The 20,835-nt window shown below is 56.7% G+C and carries 16 protein-coding genes; 6 read left to right on the top strand and 10 right to left on the bottom strand.

Translation table 11 applies throughout. The features are described 5' to 3' along the window. Nucleotides 1–35: 35 nt before the first annotated feature. Both AC066S_RS30995 and AC066S_RS30990 read right to left on the bottom strand, forming a co-directional pair. Nucleotides 36–1,028 carry a nucleotidyl transferase AbiEii/AbiGii toxin family protein gene (locus AC066S_RS30995; RefSeq protein WP_135166766.1) on the bottom strand — a complete coding sequence of 331 codons (993 nt, stop codon included), beginning with the start codon at nt 1,026–1,028 and terminating at the stop codon, nt 36–38. Beyond that, nucleotides 1,015–1,869 (bottom strand): type IV toxin-antitoxin system AbiEi family antitoxin domain-containing protein, encoded by an 855-nt coding sequence (locus tag AC066S_RS30990; RefSeq protein ID WP_135166767.1) that lies wholly within the window; start codon nt 1,867–1,869, stop codon nt 1,015–1,017. Before AC066S_RS30990 ends, AC066S_RS30995 begins: the two co-directional genes overlap by 14 nt. A gap of 280 nt (nt 1,870–2,149) precedes the next feature. Here AC066S_RS30990 and AC066S_RS30985 point away from each other — a divergent pair, with 280 nt between their 5' ends. Further along, complete coding sequence (locus tag AC066S_RS30985) at nt 2,150–2,326, top strand: DUF2158 domain-containing protein (protein ID WP_235884821.1); 177 nt, start codon at nt 2,150–2,152, stop codon at nt 2,324–2,326. A 167-nt stretch (nt 2,327–2,493) separates the two neighbouring features. On the opposite strand, the gene AC066S_RS30980 is transcribed toward AC066S_RS30985, so the two are convergent. The 3 genes from AC066S_RS30980 to AC066S_RS30970 all read right to left on the bottom strand — a co-directional run bounded on the left by AC066S_RS30980 (nt 2,494) and on the right by AC066S_RS30970 (nt 5,121). Next, nucleotides 2,494–3,210, bottom strand: coding sequence for a T6SS effector amidase Tae4 family protein (locus AC066S_RS30980; protein ID WP_135166768.1), 717 nt, complete (start codon nt 3,208–3,210; stop codon nt 2,494–2,496). Nucleotides 3,211–3,343: 133 nt separating this feature from the next. Next, a complete protein-coding gene (locus AC066S_RS30975) occupies nt 3,344–3,847 on the bottom strand; it encodes an SLOG cluster 4 domain-containing protein (protein WP_135166769.1) in 504 nt (167 codons plus the stop codon). A gap of 638 nt (nt 3,848–4,485) precedes the next feature. Then, nucleotides 4,486–5,121 carry a hypothetical protein gene (locus AC066S_RS30970; protein ID WP_135166770.1) on the bottom strand — a complete coding sequence of 212 codons (636 nt, stop codon included), beginning with the start codon at nt 5,119–5,121 and terminating at the stop codon, nt 4,486–4,488. Between the two features lie 772 nt (nt 5,122–5,893). Here AC066S_RS30970 and AC066S_RS30965 point away from each other — a divergent pair. The 5 genes from AC066S_RS30965 to AC066S_RS30945 all read left to right on the top strand — a co-directional run bounded on the left by AC066S_RS30965 (nt 5,894) and on the right by AC066S_RS30945 (nt 15,437). Next, nucleotides 5,894–9,115, top strand: a complete 3,222-nt coding sequence (locus AC066S_RS30965; protein WP_235884822.1) for a hypothetical protein — start codon at nt 5,894–5,896, stop codon at nt 9,113–9,115. 179 nt (nt 9,116–9,294) lie between these two features. Beyond that, a complete protein-coding gene (locus AC066S_RS30960; RefSeq protein WP_478271379.1) occupies nt 9,295–10,596 on the top strand; it encodes a hypothetical protein in 1,302 nt (433 codons plus the stop codon). Between the two features lie 46 nt (nt 10,597–10,642). Further along, entirely contained in the window at nt 10,643–12,925 is a 2,283-nt protein-coding gene (locus tag AC066S_RS30955; protein WP_283810189.1) for a di-heme-cytochrome C peroxidase, read from the top strand. A 933-nt stretch (nt 12,926–13,858) separates the two neighbouring features. Continuing rightward, nucleotides 13,859–14,497, top strand: a complete 639-nt coding sequence (locus tag AC066S_RS30950; protein ID WP_235884824.1) for a hypothetical protein — start codon at nt 13,859–13,861, stop codon at nt 14,495–14,497. Further along, nucleotides 14,487–15,437 carry a nucleotidyl transferase AbiEii/AbiGii toxin family protein gene (locus AC066S_RS30945; protein WP_126261760.1) on the top strand — a complete coding sequence of 317 codons (951 nt, stop codon included), beginning with the start codon at nt 14,487–14,489 and terminating at the stop codon, nt 15,435–15,437. The genes AC066S_RS30950 and AC066S_RS30945 overlap by 11 nt, the downstream gene beginning before the upstream one ends. A gap of 869 nt (nt 15,438–16,306) precedes the next feature. Here the strand turns inward: AC066S_RS30945 and AC066S_RS30940 are convergent. The 5 genes from AC066S_RS30940 to nodU form a co-directional block, all read right to left on the bottom strand. Continuing rightward, the gene (locus AC066S_RS30940) at nt 16,307–16,507 is read right to left on the bottom strand and encodes a hypothetical protein (RefSeq protein ID WP_126261761.1); all 201 of its coding nucleotides are present in this window, start codon (nt 16,505–16,507) and stop codon (nt 16,307–16,309) included. A gap of 46 nt (nt 16,508–16,553) precedes the next feature. After that, the gene (locus AC066S_RS30935) at nt 16,554–17,546 is read right to left on the bottom strand and encodes a HipA domain-containing protein (protein WP_235884825.1); all 993 of its coding nucleotides are present in this window, start codon (nt 17,544–17,546) and stop codon (nt 16,554–16,556) included. Then, complete coding sequence (locus AC066S_RS30930) at nt 17,498–17,827, bottom strand: HipA N-terminal domain-containing protein (RefSeq protein WP_235884826.1); 330 nt, start codon at nt 17,825–17,827, stop codon at nt 17,498–17,500. Before AC066S_RS30930 ends, AC066S_RS30935 begins: the two co-directional genes overlap by 49 nt. Continuing rightward, nucleotides 17,827–18,114, bottom strand: a complete 288-nt coding sequence (locus tag AC066S_RS30925) for a helix-turn-helix domain-containing protein (protein ID WP_126261762.1) — start codon at nt 18,112–18,114, stop codon at nt 17,827–17,829. Before AC066S_RS30925 ends, AC066S_RS30930 begins: the two co-directional genes overlap by 1 nt. 294 nt (nt 18,115–18,408) lie before the next feature. After that, entirely contained in the window at nt 18,409–20,070 is a 1,662-nt protein-coding gene (gene nodU / locus AC066S_RS30920) for a nodulation protein NodU (protein WP_126261763.1), read from the bottom strand. Nucleotides 20,071–20,835: the final 765 nt, after the last annotated feature.

Raw genomic sequence — 20,835 nt, 5'->3', positions numbered from 1 at the left:
TGGAAGCTCCTGCGCCAAACCGACAAGCCCGCCAGTCAGCAGGCCGCTTGACCTTCACCCAACCGATCATAGAGCTCGCTCTGCCCGCGCGCATGCGTCAATCTGGCGGTCTTCATCGTATGCGTACGGACTTTTTCCAGGGCCGCAACGAGCTCTGCGCGCTTTTCCTTCGATAGCTTGTCGAGATTCTGCTGACGCCATTTGACGGCAGGCAGATCGGCGGCGGCGGGGATGCCGAGGAGATCCCAATCAGGCTCGCCGCGCTCGAACGATACTAGAAATTTTCGGTGAGCCTCTGGCATCTTACCGACAATTTCTTCGACCAGGGTCTTGCGCGCGGCAACCAGCTCGTCCTTTGAAACGGGCTTGTCCGTCATTCCTTCGAAGCCGTGGAGAAATTCATCGCTGATATCTTTTTGTGGCGAGCCAAGAACCTCGAACATCGGCCTATCGTGACTCAAGAGATAGACGATGAAGGCCTTGCGGAGTTCATCGGTAATTCCCTCATTGGCCAGCAGGTCGCGAGTATCAAACAAATCACGCGGATGCTGGCGATCCAAAGCGGCGACAATTTTTCCGCCATAGAGGTCAGCAAAAGAGACCGTGCGAGCCTCAGCGAAACCAAACGCCTCTTCGACGGCGGGACGCACCGAAGTCACGACCGGCTCGAAGACGCAGCCACGCAGCACAGGCGTGACTTCAATCTTGATCTGGACGTTCTGTGAGCGAACCACCAGTTTGACGATCGTGCCCTCTTTACGGGTCTCATGGACCTGCGCCCCGGGGATTTTCCCTTTAATCTCTGCAACGATGCGCTTCATGGCTGCATCGATGTCGGAAAGGGATTCAGCTCGCGGCGCGACAGGAATATAGGTTAGATCGATATCGACCGAGAGGCGCGGCAGGTCGCGGACGAAAAGATTGATCGCGGTGCCGCCTTTCAGGGCGAAGCATTTCTCTTCGGCGACAAGTGGGAGAACGCGCAGCAACAGCGCGACCTGCTTTTTGTAAGCATCAGCGAACGCCATGGAGATCTCCCGGCACCGTTATCTGATAGGTTGGATCGAGAACACCACCTTTGACGAGCATGCGTTTACCATGCCCAAGATCGACGGTTTGCTTGTTAAGCCGTTTGAGCCAGGCATGGTTGTGACGGTCGGCGAAGTAAAAGAAGAGACGCTTCACCTTAACGCTTGCGCAATCCTTCAGGAGTTTTTGCAAGCGATCGGGGCGAAGATTGGCAAGGCCAGCGAGTAGGGCATCGACCTGTTCGAAGCTTTCGTTGGTGGGCAATTCGTCGAGCAGTTCGAAAACGGCGCGCTCGGGCGTCGACAGGGTTAGAGGCCAGTCCCATTGGCCCCAGTTCAGTTGAGTTACGTCACCTCCCCGAAAAGCCGTATCATCGAGCATCTTCCCGGTTTCGACATTCCAGCGGACACTGCTTATGCCCTTCGCGACGGGTTCGTTTTTGAAGAGCCGCCGGTCGTTGTGGTAGACGAACTTCACGGACAGCGGCAGCTTGTTCACCCAGGATGGCGGAGACTTGGGGCCGTAGAGGTGAACGCGAGTCGTCGCTTGCGGCAGGTAGTGAGCGTATCCTTGTAGTTCGAGCGCCGTTCGCCCGCCCACGACGAGCGGTGAATAGTTCAGGATGCCCTGCAGGGATATGACGACCTGCTGCCAGCTCAATTCGTAGCGCGGTCGCCGGAAAACCCCGCGGGTTGGCTGTTCGAGCCAGCCACGCGTCACATACAGATGTTGGAGCTGGGTGGAGTAGCCGTGCCGCTTGAGCCAGGCGGAATCCACGACAAGCCCCTCAGGCAGGAGCTTGTCGAGCTGGTTTAGGAGTTGGCCTTTTTGTCTATCCATGATTGATATATTAGCATATTTTCAAACCTTGGGTTAGTTTGAAATTGTCTCCGTTAATCAACCAAATTGATTTTTTTGAGGTTATCCAAACCAATCCCTTCTACAAAGACGCATCCTGTGGACGACGATTCAGGACCAGTTGCGAAAGGAACAAATAAAGAACAAATTGATGTTAAAAATGCCAAGACCCGGCAGCTCAATGCAACTCGAAAGAGATGAAGATGGAAGGCAGTGAATTCAAACCGGGCGACCTGGTTCGAGTGAAATCAGGGGGCCCGTGATGACGGTCGAAAAGTGGGCATCACGGCAATGCTCCAGAGAAGTGGCGGTTTGGTGCGTCTGGTTCGAGAAGGTTGGGAACAAGCAGATCGCTCAGCAAAAGAGCTTCTCCCATGTCGTGCTTGAGAAGGCCGAGAAGCCGAACACGGCATTCTCGGTCGGGATCGTCAGGTCCTAAAGGGTGCATCATGGCGTTTCGCGGTCTCTTCATCGGCATCGACCGTTACGCCTCCCAAGACATAGATGAACTCACCTGCGCCCGACGCGACGCGATGGCGTTGGAAGCGCTATTCTCGGACACTCTCGGAGGTGAACCCCAGCGAGCGCGTGCGCTGTCGCGCCGACTCAATTGTGGAGCTGCTCTGTCCGATGCCCCTTCGCGAGTCCCTTCCAGAAGATTTCAAGCTGCTCGTTGAGCTGCTGCGCGACTCGCACGGCCCGCCGCCCCGCGCGATCATCGGCGATCTTGATGCGCGTTGAATGCTTGATGACACGGCGATCGAGCTTCGCGAACTCAACCGATACGCGACGAACGAACTGCCAGGCGCCATGACGGCGGGTGAGAAAGTCGGGCATTCTCGGAACGTGTTGAACGAAATGTTGGACGTTTTGTTGGACGTTTCCTGCCCTCGTATGCAGCTTGGGAACAAGGGCGAGAGGTGTCTGAGCCCGTCGCCAGGTCGAGCCGATCAATAGGTCATAAGACGCTACGGCAATTTCCAGAACGATGGGATCGGCGTTCCAATAGTCGGCTCCGACGGGATTGCTGCCGTCCCACAGGTCAATATGGCCCTGCCCCGGGAAATCAGGAATGTTGAGGTAGGCAACCAGCCCCTTCTTTCCCTGAACGCTCGCGGGGGCGGTGCCCGGCGCACTCACCCCAATGTCGTGAACACCGAACACCTCCGCCTTGCGCAGAATGCCAGCCAGATCGCCGGCGCCACGGACGAAATTGTGGGGGCAAAGGTTGACTCCGCTGTTGGCAAATTTCTCCTTGATTCCAGTGACCGTCTTGTCCAGAGCCTCACTCATGCGAATCGCACAGGTGTTGGGAAAGTGCATGGTACAGTTATGAATCTGTGTCGGATCCGTCTTGTAGACGCCCGGATGGCCGAAAATGCAGGCCTCGCCAAAGCAAACGGCGAGAGCATGTCGCGCAGGGCGTCCTGCAACGAGAGCTCATCGGGTACGACGATCAGTCCTTCGGAAGCGAGCCCGCCTGATAATTTCCGATACGCTCCTCGGGAGCGACAAAGGCGATCACCCGCTTTCCGAGACCCAAAGCAATTTCGAGCTCGGCCTGGGTACCTTCACCGCCCTTCAGAACGATGACCACATCGGCCGAGGCCATGTTCATGATGTTGCGCGAATCGGCACTCTTTGGCGCCGTGCCGGGAAGATGCGTGAAGATTGGGAGCTCGATCCACCGGTTCGGATAGCCGGATTTCGGAGTGAGCGCGTATGGCGACACGTTTCCGAGTTTTGCTCCTGCAAAGCCTTGCGCGCTTCCCGGAATGATTCCGATCGAGCGTCCGACCCGGAGCGGCGTCCCGCAGAACGATTTTGCGACAATCTCCATCGCGCCGCCCCCACCGCCGGTCAGCAGGTCGCATCCATGCTCCGCGACGATCCGACCGGCAATGCTGGCGCGTCGATCAAGCTCGGTTCCGACGGAAACCGCGTCGCCGGAGGCCGCCACGACGATTTTGACCATTTCTCGATCTCCCCTTGCTCATTCACGCTGTAAGTGAACTAATTCTGATTGTAGCGAATCTTCTTCACCGGCGGATTGACCGGACGAGGACTGGATCACCGATCACGACGACCCAGCCGCGGCCACGCGGGCCCGCCGTATAGGCAATCTATCGCCAATATTCCGCACCGGCGACGACGATCGTTGCGAGGCCCGGTCATGCACTTCCAAATTCCTGGTCGCACGAACAATTCTTGAACCTGAACTCCAGCAGAAGGTCACGAGACCTCCATCGTTCACAAGGGAACTATCAGGCACCTCGATCAGCTCGGCGCTAGAGATTTATCTTCTTCAGGTTTCAGGAATTCGCTCTCGCTTTCCGGCAGATAAGTCTGTCCGTTGCGATCAGCCTTGATCACGAAGATGCAATTTCTTTTGAAATCGGCGCTTGGCCTTACCAGGGTCCAGTCTCTCGGCCCTCAAGAAAAAAACAGACACGCTACACGGATTGAGAATTGTAATGCTGTGAAGGCATCACTTCTTCTTTTTAGCAGCCTTCTTGGTAGCTTTTTTGAAGCGCTTCGGCGGCGGACGAACGCTGGTATGAGCTTTTACTCTGCTGCCCTGTTTTGCGCTTGGACGGCTCATGCAGCGTTCTCACGGCTGCTTCTTCGGAGCAGCTTTTTCCACATAGGAACGTGCTCAGATTCTAATTTGTACTCATAGGCATGAAACGCAATGAAGTGTCTGAGCAACCGCTGAACCGGAGGAATCCATACTCGATTTCGGCGCTTCATCTCGGGATCGCTTGTGGTCGCATCTAGAGCTGCATTGTAAGCAAGCGCATCCAGGGCGCGGAGCGGCATCGGCTCGTCCCCCGCAATGGTGAAGAGCTTTGCATTGTACCGCTTTTCGCTTGGCTCGGGATCGAGTTCGATTTCGGCCAGCATATCGTTGTATTTTTTCTGCAGAAACTCGTGTGTTCGTGCGCGGTAGCCGAAGTCGAATGTGAGCTGAGCGGTAGCAAATATAAGTACCGCAAATTCGAGCCATCCCTCCTCGAAATGAATCAAGTTTGCGGCTTTTCCGGCAACACCTGCGCCGAGAACTATGACTAAAAAATTTAGAAGCCTGTTGGAAAGGTCAAAAAAGTTTCTTCGCGCGACATGATAGATCGCGCAGCGAAGCGCATCGAACTTCGGAGCAAAAACGTAACCTACGGCATCAGCGTCGTGGCCAGCCGTCGTAACTTCCAGCGATACGTCCGTCCCTTCGCTCACTTTTTCGGTGGCCGCGCTGGTGACGGGGCTGGTGCGGGACGAACCGGAACGTGCGTGCCCGGATTAGGACTGCTTGGACGCGGCGGCGGCGAAACACCAATGTGCCTTACGTCCTCCGCCATAGGCCGTCCCTCCTTTTAATAGATCAATCGCAAGACATCTGATTCGGCCATTCCCAACGACCGGTTGCGGAAATCTCCTGTTGCCGAGCCTTGTCACAACACAGCGCAATGACCAAACTTCGCGCCCCCCCAAGACTAGAGCAGCGGCGGCGCCGGCTTTTTGCGTTTTCACAGGGAGTCACGATGAACAAGAGCGCAGGGTCTTGGTTTCAAGCCGCAAGACGTCGCTCTCGAACGCCACTCGATCGTACCTTCGTCGCGGACAATCTCGCAGCTGTGCCCTGCAAGCGCATTCTCCTACACGCAACGGTGCAGTTCGTGCTGAGCGTTCGCATCAGGCTTTGTCAGCCGTCCGCACGGGACATACGTCGGCGAGCTATTTTCAGAGCGATGCAAAGTGGTAAGAAGTCATCCGGAGGAAAACTCTGCGATCGCCCCGTAGAAGATATCGACAAACGCGGAACACTCCTGTAGGGAAGTGTACAATATCAGCAGTGCTACTTAAGAGCGCGACGATAATTCAATCTGTTTCAAGTCGCCCGTATGCTTGGGCTCGCTGCTTTCAATGTGAGCTGGCGCGAATGCCTGGTACCCGAGCCCCTTTCTGTGGCTTGCCAGCGACCTCCATAAATATGTGAGGAGATGACGCAATGACTGTGCGCGAGCAATTGTTTACTTTGTTGCGCAACCTTCGATGGATAATTGTTCTGTCGGTAGCTATCTCGGTGTTGCTCTACCTGCCAGATCAGATCCAGGAGCTCTACCGGATAGCCGCCGATGACCTTGGTTGGGTAACGTTCAAGGAGTTCGCTGCCTTGGGCGTGATTGCGATAGCGATTTGGGCAAGCGCGTTTCAGCTCACGACTGCATCCCTGCCGCAAATCCCCCAGCCTTCCGCACGCCTGGCTTTCTATATAAGACTCGCTCCTGTGCTGCTTGGAGCACTGCCGATCATCGCCGCCACAGCAGGTCAATTTGCCTCGCGGCCGACGCGCAAGGTTGGCGAGGTCGAGGAAGTCGGAAGTATCTTCCGCATTCAAGACCAGGCGCTCGCGTTTGAGAGGAACGTGCTGTTCATCCTCGCGATCGCCATGCTAATCATGCTCGTCTGTTTCGTAGCATTTACTTGGCGAATGGGATCAAGAGATCGTTCGATTGATCTCGCGAGCCGCGCTAATAATGCTTACTTCATCCGTTACAGGTTTCTCGCGCTCTCGATCGGCGGCATCGTGCTGCTGACAACAGCATTCCTTATGGTGCCTGATAGGCTCGCACAATTTGTCGGATCGTTCGGCGTGATCGCCCTCTTTGCGGTTTGCGTCCTTGGTCTTACGGTCCATTTTTCTCTCCTGACCATCAGATTTGCGTTTCCGTTTATTCCGGTTGTGTTCGGTGGGTTGTTTTTGCTTGCCTCCTTGTTGGGAGGTGACGACCACGAACTGCGTAACGTCTCTGAAGCAAACAGCTCCCCGGAAAAGGCGCGCATGTCCGCAGCCGCCGCATTCCGCGAGTGGCTTTTACAAAAACCGCGGGTAGAGGACGCCAAGAGGCTCGGCGAGTATCCCGTCTTCATTGTGGCGGCTCAAGGGGGAGGAATCTATGCCGCCAATAATGCGGCGCGGTTTCTTGCGCGGATGCAGGATCTCTGTCCGGCATTTCGCCAACATCTGTTTGCGATAAGCGGTGTGTCCGGGGGCAGCGTCGGTTCGGCAATCTTCGCCGCTGCGCTCCACGCCGAAAATGCGTCCCTTGATCCGAATGCCGTCGACGCAAAAACATGCCCCAAAATCGCGGATTTTCTGGCAGGGGTTGGACGGGTCCAAGATATTGATGCTCCTGGGCCGGTCGAGCAGCGCGTAGCAAACGTCCTGACAACAGATTTTCTGTCGCCTTTGGTTGCCGGCTTTCTGTTTACTGACTTCACTCAGATGTTTTCACCGTTCGCGATCCCGGGCTTCGATCGCGCGCGCTTCCTCGAATACACGTTGGAGAACGCCGGTGACAGAGTCCTCGGCAGCAGGGAGGGCAGCGGCAATCAATCCAATCTGCTAAGGGCTGACTTCCAGTCCCATTGGGCGCCCGACAACAACATGCCCGCCCTGTTGTTCAACACGACGGATGCCGGCAGCGGCAAACGGGCCGTCATCTCTCCCTTTGATTTCGATTCGCTGCACCCCAGAGACACGGACCTGTGTGTTCTTGCAGCGCTTGAACGTGCGGGCACTGGGACGGACCAAACGGTCAAGAGCCACTCGCTGCGTATTCCGCTCAGCACGGCCGCTTTCACGAGCGCACGTTTTCCGTGGGTGACGCCAGCGGCGACCATCTCAGTCAAAAATGACTGCATAACCTCTCATCCGCAGGCGCGCTTGGTGGACGGCGGATATGTGGAGAACTCTGGGATTGAGACCGCGCTCGACCTGATTGAGAAGCTTAACGCCATCAAGGGCACCTCCGATGCGCCGAAATTCAGGATTTACCTGCTGTCCCTCGTCAGCGGGCAGTTCGGCGATCATGGTTCATTCATGTTCGGAGAGCTCATGGAGCCGGTACGCGCGCTTCTAAGCACGCGGACCTCCCGTACCTATGTGGCCCTCAATCATGCAACCAGCATCGACCGTCGGCCGGACGCCGAAATGACGTCCAGTGTTCAGCGCTTTCCAACGTTCGGCCGGACGGACATAACAGGATTGTTTTATAGCCTTCCACTCGGCTGGACACTGTCCCAGAAGACCGAGGATATCATCTCATTGAGCAGCGGCCGCTTTTGGGACTGCGTGCCGAAGGACGACTTCGATCAGTCCCGCGAAAGGCAGAGCAATGCAGATTGCCTGCAGGTGAAGTTGTTCCATCTTCTGAATGGATCGGTCGCGACCGCATTTGAAACGCTGAAGGATGCCAAACTTGCACGGGCTGCCTACGCCGACGAGCTAGCGAAGGAATATCAACCAACTCCAAAGATCAAGCCGCAGCCATTACTTGCTTGTTATGAGAGCAATTGGTTGCAACAGCGCGGTTATGAGGAATATCAGGAAAAAGTCGCCGCCTACGAGCAACAGCTGAGTGAATCGCGCAAAGATCATTCCCCGGCCCCTCAACCCGTTCCGCCATATCGCAAGAGCTATATGGCCTACTATCAGGCCGAGCAGGTCAAAGCCTTGTTGCAGGAATGGGATCGCGTCGAGGAAACGGATCCCCGTATCCTTGCCTATATTCTAGGATCCGTCTCTTACGACAGCGCCGATTTTACTCGCAGCAGCGAGAACTTTTCTTACAGCGCGTTTTCTCAACTCCCGCAGAAATGGCGCGATCGCATTGACAAGAACAACTCAAGGCTCCTGGCCGCAAACAAGCCCGCGGTCGACGTGAACTCTTTGCTTAATCGTCCCAAGGAACTGGCCAATTTCGTGCTCGCTTACGATGACAACGACTTTGGCAACCGGCCCGGAACGGACGACGGCTGGCTGTTTCGCCCGCGAGGAATGTATCAATTGGTCGGCCGTGAGCAGTATCAGGAAGCGCAGGATCAGATGGTGCAGCTACGCGAGCTGCAAGGACTTGATCTGCTAACGCTACCCGACGCGCTATTTGATGCGAAGATCTCGGCTAAGGTTACCTTCGCTCACTTCCGACTGCACCGGTATAAGGACGGCCAGTTATCTCCGCCGGACAACCGCCGAACGCTGTTCGAATTGCTCAAGGATCGTGCGAACGACTGGACAACGGTTCGCGCGTTGCAAACGGATATGACGCATCCAGCCGATCACGCGCGGGTCAATGCACGCAGTGAGATGTTCCTCGGCTGTATAGAGGAGGCGTTGCATCCGACGAAGCTCAAGACGTTGCAAAGCCAATTCTACGGTGAGGAATGAAGGGTTTGAACCGGTCGCCCGCATTGCCTTGGCGAGGCGCGTAGCGGCGAGATGTAGTTGTTCGACAGCTGATGTTTAAATTTTTGCTCTTACAGGGGGATTTTCCAATGATCGCGAGGGGTCAAATCAACGGATCTCTGTTTCCGCGACGGCTCGCAAGCTTGTTAGCGGCGGGGTTGATGTTCGTCGCAGCTTGGGAGGTAGGAACGGCTTCCGCGCAAGCCGCGTCGAGGCCGCTTGCGCCCAATGATGTATCCATTCTCTTTCCTCCGCCGAAGTCGGCGGCCGACCTCGCCAATCTGATCGCCGTGTCCGATCTTGCGGGCCCTTCGGGATCGCCGCAGCGGCTGTTTTCCGACGCGGATTTCGCGCATTTTATCGCCAACGCCGAAAATCCGGAGCATCCGGGCGTGCCGGATTCGGGTGCACGGCACATTCAGTTTCCCGATGCCGTGAAAAAGGTCGGCGCCTGGTTTGTGGCCGGCATCCGCATCGATCCGGGCGCGCCGGGATTGTCGCCGGAGATCATCGCGCAGTTTGGCCGACAACCACAGATCCGGCTCATCATTCAGCCGGTGACCAACGGGCCGGACGGCTTCAAGGTTCATGACACTGCAGGCCACCTTATCTTCAGCTTCACTCTCGCCCCGGACCCGCCTCTGGATGGTTGCGGGCCGTTCCCGCGATTCAAACCGGACGACGAAGCATTCAAGGCGATCCTTCGTGACGTCGCGACCTTGCGCGATCAGCTTGGGGCCGGACAGTTTGGCAATGTCAAAGTCTCGACTGCGGGTGATCTGAATGTGCATCCGGGTCTTGTAGGAGCATCGGCAAAGGCGTTCCGCGATGCCCTCAAGGCTTTGATTGAGAAGCACCTCTCGCCGCAGCGCCTCAATACCATGGCCGTGATGGGCATCGCCCCGCCAGAACCCTGGATTTTCGTATCGATGTTAAGGGTCCCGCAAGCAGGCCTAATCCCAGTCCCCGCCCCGACGCTTGATGGTATGCACGTGGCACAAATGTTCAGCGCCGTCGGCGGAAAGCACGTGGTCCCGGAGCCGGGCACGAACAATCAAAACCCGGTCACCTGTCGACACGCGGCATTGCAAAATCCGCCCTTGCCTCAAGGCGATCGTAAGGGTGTTTCGACCTCCGAGTTCATCGATGGTAACGTGCCCAACAGCCGCATCATCGAGATCGTCAATACCATTGCCGATACGAAGAAGAGCCACTTCTTCAATACCGATTGCGTGAGCTGTCACACCGAGACGGCACAGCCACTCGCCAGGAAAATTCCAAATTTCGCAGTGCTGGGCGTCAACCGCGCGGTGTGGCCGAAAGAAAACTGGAATGTTCGCAACTTCGGTTGGTTCCCATCCTTTTTGCGCGGCGGCCCGGCAGCCGCGACGATAACCAGGCGCGCGGCAGCCGAGACGTCCGACGTTGTCGCCTTCATCAATAGCCAATTGCTGAACAAGTAACAGACGCCGTAGCCGTTTCCGGTAGCCTGCCGGGTCGGCTGGACGCATGAAAAAGATGGATGGAGTCCTTGCTATGGGCAGACCTTCTTTTGGCTCTCGTCTTTATTCCTGGTTGATGCGCTGGCCTCATATCACCAGCCTGTTATTAGCGACCGTCGTTGTCGTGATCGTGGCGGCCGGCCTGGTGTATTTCGCCCCGGAGAAGGTTCGCGACGCAGCCCTTAAGATCAAGAACGATGCCAATCTCGTCGCTCAATTACTGCCTGCGACCCTGCCCGAGCCATCAAGAGTACAAAGCGCTTATTGGCTCCCGCAAAATTGGAGCGCTCGCCAGCGTTACTGGTTTCACCACACATCGCAGGGGACAGCGACCATCCCTGTCCCTTATCAGTGGTTTTTGGCCCTGGAACGCCCGGAGCTGTCCTTCTCTTACACGAGCTTAACGGACGAGAACTACCTGCGCCGCCTCGGCTTCATTCCCAGTCCTAGCTCAAAGGACTTCGCCGGTATTGCGCCCGCATACGGTTATCACGACGATGCGCCGAATGGGGACATAGCCGACCCCGGTTGGACTCCAAGCGCGCCCGCGAACCCGAATGCTTTGCCGGTCGGCTTTGCCATCCTCAAGGGCGGTGTCGATCCGGCGACTGGCGTCCCGTATGAAGATCAGATCGGGCTAACCTGCGCCGCCTGTCATACGGGCCATCTCGAATACAAGAATGTTAGCATACGGTTCGACGGCGGGCCGGCGATGGTCAATCTTGGCGAGGTTGAAAGAGCCGTCGGGCTGTCTATCGGCTACACGCTGATCTTGCCATGGCGTTTCGAGCGTTTTGCTAGCAAGCTGGAGCAGATCAAAGGGCAGAGTGTCGATCGAAATCAGCTTCGACGCGATCTTGAGCTAGCACTCCAAAAGATCAAGAACCAAAAGGCAGAGACCGACAGACTTTTGACGGGTCAGGGAGTGGCGGATCTCGATGAAGGGTTCGGTCGACTTGACGCGCTGAATCGGATCGGGAACCAGGTTTTCTATAGCAATCTGCTCGATCCCTTGACCGGCGAACTGTCCGAGCCACTCCTCAAGGGCAACTTCACGCGCCACGATGCCCCCGTGAGCTTTCCACCGATCTGGGACACGCCGTATTTCCTTTGGGCACAGTATGACGCATCTGTTCTCAACGAACTCGTTCGCAATGCAGGCGAAGCGCTCGGTGTCAGCGCAAAAATTAATATGATCGCTGCCGCGCCCGGAAGGCCGCTTTTTGCCTCATCCATACATCTCTCCGACATCGCGCGGTTCGAAGAGCTTCTGCGCGGCACCGATCCCTTTTCGTCCGAAGATGCAGGAGGCAGAAAGTTCACCGGGCTCGTAGCCCCCCGATGGAAGGACGCGCAGCAGAAATTCCGCGGTGACCCGGCCTGGGCGATCGATGAAAAGCTCGTTGAACAGGGTCGCGATCTTTATCGTGCTCACTGCTTTGAATGCCACCGAGGCCCGGTGAACGATGCTGCCTTCGACAAAAAGTGGCCGGAAGACTCATTCTGGCGCGCAGAGAACCCCGATCGCTCAGCCAAGAACGAGAAGAATTGGGTAGAGGTCGGGGGACGGCATTATTTTAACGTCGTCCAGATGCCGGTCTCGGCGATCGGCACCGACCGCCAACAATCTAACGTCCTCACGACGCGGCGCGTTCACCTACCCGAGTCACTCGGATTAAATCCCGCAGATGACCTCAACAAAGCCGGAGGTTGTGGCCTTCTGGCTGATAAAGGCGTAGATCCTCTGTTTGTACTCGCGCTCATGGACGTGGTCGGCAAAACGATCGAAGAATGGGTCATTGCGAACGGCACTTCTGAAGAGACCAAGCGGCAAATGTGGGGGCCCCGGAAGAACTGCCAAAATCAGCGAGTCTATGTCGGGGCGCGTGCGAGCCGCAACGGCAAGGACGAAACAGTACTCGCCCTTGAGCCTCAGTACCGGGCCCGCCCGTTGGACGGCGTTTGGGCAACAGCTCCTTATCTTCACAATGGGTCCGTTCCGACACTCAGAGACATGTTGGTGCCGCAAGCCGAACGGCCGAGGTCGTTTTGCGTCGGCAGTCGTGCGTTCGACCCGGTCAAGGTCGGGCTTGTTACGAAAGTAAAGGCGACCGAGAGCTGTGCGGCCGGCCTGACGAACTTTAATGTGTCGCTGCTTGGCAACAGCAATCGTGGACATTCGTTCGAGGGCAAGGAAACCGACTTAACGAAGCTGCCGCCTGGCGTCATCGGACCAGAATTGACCGAAGCCGAGCGCCGAGCGCTTGTTGAGTATCTCAAGACTTTATGAGCGATGGGTTACCCGTCGACCTGTGTGTCGGCGCCGCCACCTTCGACCTTCCGCCGACGTCACGCGTGCCTCGTCAACGCGCGTGCCATTCGGGAGCTTTGCCTAACTGAGGGCTTCGAAGGGGAGCTTGGTCTCTTCGAGGCTGGTACGGTCGCCGGCTGAATCTTCTTATGAGCCTCGGCAACATCTGGCGCACGATGCTGCGGCGCGGATTTCATCTTTGATCCGGCATAGAAAAACTCTGCCGGTTGAATGCCGGCAGGGCTTCCTGTCCAACTCTCCGATACTTCAGCTCTGGAATCCTTCCATGCGGCGGGATCCGTGGCGATCGCGCGCTGGGCGTCGAGGCTTGATTGTCCCAACCGGGCGCGTCGCGACCTTAGTCTTCAGAAGGCCCTGGATCACGGCTTGCGGGTCAGTCAGCAGCAGCTTGCTCTGTTCCCGTCCAGCCAGGTGGCGCCATTTGAGCCGGGTCTTGTAGAGCTTCGCAGGATTGAAGTCCGCGGTCGGCTCGAAGGTCTCGACCCGGAAAACGATCGCCTGATTGACGGCGACCGTACGCTATGCGCTCCGCAGGCTCATTATCGAAAGTCTCGCCGATCTTCTCCTAGACCCTGTCAGTCAGTTCCTGAAACAAAGACAGATTGGCGCCCCGCGAAACACCCGCGCCGCAGAGAAATACGGCCTCTCCGTCATTGACCTCGCGGATCTATTCGGAATATCGGGGCTGGCCTCAATGAATTTCATCAATACCGGAAATCAGAACGCGAAAAGGACTCGCCTCGCGTGGAGGGTACGCCATCTTACGTCTTTAGATTGACGCCGTCCCCACATGAACAGGGCTAGTTCACTGCGATCTACAGCTGACCAATAACGACAACAATTTATACATTCTCTATCAAATAGATACACCTAAATTTGCATGATTTTTCAATGAAAAAACTTGCATATAAGTCAGTTCTGACTTATATGCTCAGCGTGACGAAGCTCGATGAACTCAAGCGGCATTTGAAGCCGGGCCAGGCCTATCGGCTCGCCGATCTGGCCCGCTGGTCCAGGTCTGTCGACCGGCATGCCAGAGAGTTGGTCGAGAACGGCACTCTTAAGAAAGTTTCGGGCGGATTGTACGTGTATCCGAAGGAAACGGCGTTCGGCCCGGCACCGGCATCCGACAAGGAGGTCGTGCGCGCCTTCCTGAAGGACGACACGTTCCTGCTGGCTTCGCCAAACGCCTACAACAGCCTGGGTGTGGGCACGACGCAGCTCTATGACAAGACCGTGGTCTACAATCACAAACGGCATGGAGAGTTTCGGCTCGGCAACCGCACCTTTGCGTTTCGCGTGAAGCCGCGCTTTCCCAAGGCGCTGACAAAGGAATTCCTGCTCGTCGATCTGGTCAACAATGTCAATCACCTTGCCGAAGCCAAGGATCAGGTTCTCAAACGCGTGGCGGAGCGTGCTGCTGAGTCCGATCCGAAGCGCTTGCGTCATGCGGTGCGCGCGTATGGGAGCGAGCGCGCCAAGAAGTTCTTCGAACGCGCGCTGAGAGCCAACGAATTGCATGTCGGCTGACTTTATCCACAATCATGAGCAGTTCGCAGATCTGATCCGGATTGTGGCGGAAGAAAAAGGCATTGATCCAGCATTGGTGGAGAAAGATTACTGGATCATGCATTGCCTATATGGCCTACAGCAGCAGAAATTCACCTTCCAACTAAAAGGTGGCACATCCCTTTCCAAAGGGAACGACATCGTCCGTCGTTTTTCGGAAGATATCGATATTCTGATCGAACCTCCGGCCGGCCAAAACGTGAAGACTCACAAGAACCACGACAAGCCGGCGCACATCCAGTCGCGCAAAGACTTCTTCGATTGGCTTGCCAAGACCATCAAGATTGATGGCGTCACGAAAGTGGAACGCGATACCACGTTTGACGATGTTCCCAACTACCGAGGTGCCGGCATCAGACTTAACTACGCTAGTGTGAGCGAGGCGATGGAAGGCCTTCGCGAAGGCGTATTGCTCGAGGTGGGTTTCGACACTATAGCCCCGAACGCACCGAAAGACATCAGCTCCTGGCTTTACGATCGGGCCAGTGCAAGCAACGTCGATATTATCGACAACCGCGCTAAGGCGGTGCCTTGCTACGATCCTGGATACACGTTCGTGGAGAAGCTACAAACCATCTCAACGAAATTCCGCAAACAACAAACCGACAACAGCGACCCTGTCGGGTTCATGCGGCACTACTACGACGTCTACGAACTGCTCCAGAATAAGGAGGTTCAGAATTTCATCGGCACGAAGGAATACGCAGAACACAAACAAAAGCGCTTCCGGCAGGGCGACAACCCGATTATCGCCCAGAATGAAGCTTTCCTCCTAAACGATAAGAAGGTTCGAGCGCTATACACCGATGCTTATGACCGCAGCCGCGCGCTGTATTACGCGGCCCCGCCTGGCTTTGAGCAGATACTCGACGAGATTAGCGAGTGGGTTGAGAAGCTATAGTTCTGGCGCTGGGAGAGTTCTATTCGGATTTGGCCAACGCAATGGCTTCACCCCGCCCTCAAATGCCGCATAGCGAGCGTCTACTCTACTAAGATGTGACTCGCTATTGTGGGTTGAAGAATCGGCCGATCCCCACTCGATTTCAGCATAGATCGCGCCGCCATACACGGAGCGGCCCGGGCCCCTGACGGACATTCTTCTAAAATCAACGACCGCAACAATCAGCCATCATGTGGTGTTCATCCACGGACTCAAGGGAATTGGTCACGCTCCCTGGATGTCGTCAGGGGCGCCTCAAGAGTTTTGGCCACTGCGGCTCTCGAAAGATATCGCCGAACTCGGCATTTGGAGCATCGAGTACGACTCCGCCCCCACCCTCTGGCGTGGTCACTCGACGCTCTCAACCTCGTTCCGACATTTAAGCCCAGCGATTACGAAAAGACGCCCGTACTCGCCTATCTGTCAGCAGGTGCACACCTCGTCCAAGCTACACCACAGGAGCTGCGGAAAGCCATTTTGGCAACTGCCGTTTGACTCTGCCTCAATTCCGCTGGCGGACGATGCCTCGTCTCTGAATGAGCGGCGTAAGGCGATTGATCTCTATGAGCAGACTGCAACGTTTGCATCTGCCCTTGGATGTACCCGGATAAGCAACGATGCGAGCGACAAGTTCAGTGCTTTTAGGAGGTTGCGTATAGTCGCTGCGCGCCCGAATCGCAATGATCTTCCGAAAGCGCCCTCATGTCGCGTTGAGATCGCTCCCAGAGATTCCCAAGCCTGCCGAAACCTTCCCTTTTGTCCTGGGTTCGGCCTATTTGGAGTTCGGGAAGCGGGTCCCTAATAGCGAGACTCAGCCCGTTTCTCGAGTTTCAAGTGCGGGCCGTATCACCCCCCAGAGCTATCAGGCCAATACGGAGGCACGTCATGGCTGGCGCCGGCTTGGTGTTGCTGCCGCTGCTGCTGATCATCGGCGCCGATGATCGCGGTCCGGCAATTCCGGCGCCGGTGCCGCCGACGGCCATCATGGCCGCGATGATCGCGCTGTCGACATCGATGCCGGCGATCAACATGCTGCTGCTGGTGCTGCCGGTGCGGATTGATCTGCTGGCCCCAAAACTAGGTTCCCTTCAGAACGCGTTCGCAGTCCCGAGCTCGTTTGGTCAAAGCCGCTGCCAATCGCTCGATAACGGCGTTCTCCAATCCCTCCTTTTGCGCGCGCGCGCGGATTTCGTTAACGAGGTCGGGGATCTGCCCAGCCATGGAGATAAGAGTAGCAGTGACCAAATCCGCATCAGCCCGCGTTTCGCGCGAGAACTTCTGCCATTGACGCAAGCCAATTTGGTCGAGCTTGTACGCGCCCCCGACTTTCATGGCGAGCTTGACCTTCCGCGGGTCGACGTGATCGTAAGGAAGAATGCTAGCTATGTCGTAGAGCGGCGCAAGCCGTACGTGCGGGCCGCTAGCCAAAAGCAAGGAATAGTTCTTGGCGTGAGCGTCGGCCCCCCCAATGAGCCAGTTGAAGCCCAAAGCGCTGACGAACGTCTCAAGGTCAGCGTCGCGGTCCGTCGAGTATGTCCGTAAGGGCTCGATCACGTCAGCAGACGTTGGTCCTCCCTCGTTCTGGTATTTCTTGGTCGGCAGGATGCCCATGGCCTGGCAAATATCTTCCTGGTGAATCCGAATGATGTCGTTCCCACTAACTTGCTGGTCGTAGCGTTCAACGACGATTGCGATTTCCTTTTCGAAGCGCATCACCTTGGTTTCAGCGGCCGGCAGCCCGACTTCTCGCGCGAGCTGCAGGCAGATATGCTCGTTCTCGGCGTGACCATCGAAGTGGCCTGTCGGCGGTTTCAAAATGTGGGTGGTCGGTATGCGGCCGGACGGAATGCCCCATTTGCCGTCTTTGAGGACAAGAGCAGTTTTAGGCTGGGCGCCCGCAAGGCTGAATTGACCCGTATCGCCGGGCAGACGCCAGGCAGCATGATCCTCGCGTAAGGCTTGAAGCCGGTTTGCTATTTCCGGCTCGTCAAGCCATTCGATCTTGTCATCTCGGCCCGTTTTCAGGCCTCCAGTCGATCGGGGGTGACAAACTGAACGGCGCCTGCGCAATCCTGACCGACGTTCGAGATGAAAGCAAACACGTTGCGCGCTGATACCTGAAATTTCTTGGCCCAACGCTCGAGCACCTGCTCATTGTCGGGAAGCAGCCCCCACAGGAAGGCCTGAATGGCGGCTGGACCATGCTCCTCAGCGGCAAGCGGCATCGAAAGCGAGAGAGGATAGGCTCCCTCAGCGTTGCGCCATGCATTGTCATAGACAAAGGTCAGCCGGCCGCGTGCATCACTTCGGACACGACCGACTTCGTTGCCGTCCGCAATGAGCTCGGCCATTAAGGCTTGCCTTTTTTGGCTTTCGCCACGATGGCGTCCAGATCGACGGCGGTTTTCGGGACGCCGCGGCCCGCGGAGGGATTGCTGTCTGCATCGAGCTTAATGCCAAGAGCATCGAGGACGCGGCGGATTAGCCCGAGTTCTGCGCGCGGATGTCCATGCTCGACTTCAATGAGCCATTGGCGACTGACACCAACCTTTTTGGCCAGCGTCGACTGATCGAGCTTGAGGCGTTTGCGCCGGTCGCGGATGACGGCGCCAAGATCGGCTGCGGTACGTGTGAGCATGGCAAATCCGAATGTCAGCGTTCGCTTACATTATCATATGTCGCCATTCGCTGACAATCAAGATGTTGCCGTTCGCCGACATCGTCGAATGTCGCCAATCGACGACATCTACTGACTCAGACGTCCGACATCCGCCGCGGTCCGTTCACGGTCATCGGGTCCTCGGAAAGAGAGGGTATTCTAGCGGACGTCTGCGTGGGCTGGATGAGAACTATCCGCCGCCCAAATGGCTCTGAACGGTCGGCGTTCCGTTCTCAAATCTCACGTCCACAGAAAGATGCCTTTGACCAGCGCTCAGTCGCCGCCCTCGCGTCTCGTCCACAGCATGCCATCGCACCACACGTGGTCAACGCGGTTCCACTGGCAGGCAGATGCCGCATTCGGGAAAAAGCCGCGTCCATTGTGATTGGCGCTGGTGTTACATAGTAGCGGAATGCCTGTGAGGCCTTCGTATTCGACGAGAAGTTCGGCGATCTTGTGCCGAGAGGTCCTGCAAATGGTCTGCAATCGCGCAGATCCGTCCAGATGCACAACAGCGGGGATCTTATCCCGCCATTCTGCTCGTGTTAGGTGCTCGAAAAGCATGTAAGGGTCTGGCGTTCCGGGACTAAAAATATCCGGCGCCCGATCCTCCAGGCATATTGGCGCTACAGGCCGGAAGTGCTCGCGAAGTTTGATGTCGTTGAGACGGTCCTTCATTTGCGGCGATGTCGCCGCGGCCAGTATGCTTCTGCTACCGAGAGCCCGAGGTCCAAGCTCCGCGCGGCCGGCAAGAAAAATGACGGGTTTGTTGCTGGCGAGAATGGTTGCAAGTTCACGCATGCTGCATGGTGAGCCGCCCCATCCGGGCGGCATGTCGCCTCGTTCCACGGCTGGACCACTATAGACGGACCATTCCAATGGTACAAAACCTTGGTCCGCCGCCAATGCGGAGCAAGCAGCACCTATTGCCGAGCCACTGTCATTCGGAAAGGGTGGCACCCAGATAGCATCGAACAAGCCGGCAGCTCGTAGTGCACTATTCCATTTTATGTTGAGACCGCAGCCACCGACTATGCACAGATTGCGCGCGGAAAACCTCGAATGCCTCTGTATAGCACTCGCCAGTTTGCTAACGAGCAGACGCTCTTGGAAGCAATGAAAGGATGCAAGCACATCTGCGGGGGCTTTGGCCTTTAACCGTAGCACGCAGGCATCGAAGAACGCATGGACAGGCTCAAGCGCGGCGTCCTCGCTGCAACGACCGACTGGCTCCGTGAACATGCTAAAGTGCTTTTCATAGAGCTCCTGAAACACCTCGACGATGCTTTCATCGGCCGAACCGAGCGCGATGTAGGCCATCAACTTGCCCGCAACACCGAGGTCCCACTTGATGCGGTTAGCCTGCTTGTATGGTCCGAAGTGATAGCCTGCGGCAGCATAAGCATGCCCGATCAGCGGAAAGAGGCACTCGACGAACCTGGCTGCGTGGCGCTCTACATGGTAGAGCCGTGGAAAGGAGGCGCCGTCCCAAACCAGACAGAACGCGGGTTGCCCGGCCTTGGCGAAAGGACTGGTACAAAAAGCGGAAGCCACGTGACCTGTGACATGCGGATAGCTTTTATAAGGGAAGGCGCTCCCCTTGAGCATCAGCCCAGCGCCGTCGCGCGCTATGAGGAGGCCGTCGGCATCGCCCTCAACATACGGCGCCCCTTTAAGGGTAATGGGTGCAGTCCCGCTGAGAACCTGAAATTGTGACTCACTCTCGCCCCACCATCCATCGATGACGAACCGGTCAACGTCCCGCGGATCCAAACCGTGTTCTGCCAAGGCGACAACAACCGCATCGAGATTGTGGAGTTTTTGATATCGCGGATTATTGTCCCGCTTCTCCTGCTCCACACAAAAGACCAGCCTTCCGTCCTCGACAAGGGCGACTGCTCCGTCATGAGTCAGTTTGATACCGCAGATTCGCATACAGTCTCCGAACCTAATGTCAGATACACTCGATTTGAACGCTCCCCCAACTGCTGCTCACGTTGCGAGACTCAGATGGGCTCCCATCTTTCACGATGCACGCTCTGGGCCAGTTCCAATCAGAGGAATCGCCGGCAATTGTCTGATTAAAGTCGAGATTGGAGGCTGCTTGACCGATTCGTGACACCGAACGCGTTCGGTTTCGGACCAAGCACTCGGGCCTACAGCAACAATTTCCATGCGCGCGACCCGGGGCCCCCGTTATGCCTTCTGCGAGGTCGAGCGAACGGGTGCAGCGAAATTTTCTGCCGGCTAAACGAGATCATGGCCGCGCTGCCACGAAATGGCTCACCGTGAGACGAACGCGCTTCGTAATTCAGTTAGCGCCTAGGCATTCGCGCTAGGACGACATTATGAATCGTGGCGACTGCGCATCTCACAGGTGCCATGTGCCGAGATTCCGGGAGTGTCGGCAACACCGATGCGCTAGTCTGTACCGGCTTGGGAGTGACGGCACTTTGAGAAAACAAACAGATGCTCCTTTTTTAAGTGGTGTCTCGCTCAAGGTCGCGAACAGCCCCTGATCGTTGCACCGTCGTCTGTATTGCGTGAAGACACAGGGACGAGGATGCCCTCCACAGCTAGGACTCGGCAGTACAGGATCCGGGATCATGGCGGCTTGGTATATCCGCCTACCCACCTGTTATCTCAGCGCCGTCGATCGAGCCGCGTTTTGCCGCCAAGGACGTGGACACCTGAGCCCCC

The organism is Bradyrhizobium sp. CFUWI, assembly GCF_056429085.1.
This window is presented reverse-complemented; position numbering and strand designations above follow the sequence as displayed.

Excerpts from the sequence above, each read along its gene's own strand:
- AC066S_RS30995 (WP_135166766.1), bottom strand. The coding sequence starts at position 1,028 with ATGGCGTTCGCTGATGCTTACAAAAAGCAGGTCGCGCTGTTGCTGCGC.
- AC066S_RS30990 (WP_135166767.1), bottom strand. The coding sequence starts at position 1,869 with ATGGATAGACAAAAAGGCCAACTCCTAAACCAGCTCGACAAGCTCCTG.
- AC066S_RS30985 (WP_235884821.1), top strand. The coding sequence starts at position 2,150 with ATGACGGTCGAAAAGTGGGCATCACGGCAATGCTCCAGAGAAGTGGCG.
- AC066S_RS30980 (WP_135166768.1), bottom strand. The coding sequence starts at position 3,210 with ATGCACTTTCCCAACACCTGTGCGATTCGCATGAGTGAGGCTCTGGAC.
- AC066S_RS30965 (WP_235884822.1), top strand. The coding sequence starts at position 5,894 with ATGACTGTGCGCGAGCAATTGTTTACTTTGTTGCGCAACCTTCGATGG.
- AC066S_RS30960 (WP_478271379.1), top strand. The coding sequence starts at position 9,295 with ATGTTCGTCGCAGCTTGGGAGGTAGGAACGGCTTCCGCGCAAGCCGCG.
- AC066S_RS30955 (WP_283810189.1), top strand. The coding sequence starts at position 10,643 with ATGAAAAAGATGGATGGAGTCCTTGCTATGGGCAGACCTTCTTTTGGC.
- AC066S_RS30950 (WP_235884824.1), top strand. The coding sequence starts at position 13,859 with ATGAAAAAACTTGCATATAAGTCAGTTCTGACTTATATGCTCAGCGTG.
- AC066S_RS30945 (WP_126261760.1), top strand. The coding sequence starts at position 14,487 with ATGTCGGCTGACTTTATCCACAATCATGAGCAGTTCGCAGATCTGATC.
- AC066S_RS30940 (WP_126261761.1), bottom strand. The coding sequence starts at position 16,507 with ATGTTGATCGCCGGCATCGATGTCGACAGCGCGATCATCGCGGCCATG.
- AC066S_RS30930 (WP_235884826.1), bottom strand. The coding sequence starts at position 17,827 with ATGGCCGAGCTCATTGCGGACGGCAACGAAGTCGGTCGTGTCCGAAGT.
- AC066S_RS30925 (WP_126261762.1), bottom strand. The coding sequence starts at position 18,114 with ATGCTCACACGTACCGCAGCCGATCTTGGCGCCGTCATCCGCGACCGG.
- nodU (WP_126261763.1), bottom strand. The coding sequence starts at position 20,070 with ATGCGAATCTGCGGTATCAAACTGACTCATGACGGAGCAGTCGCCCTT.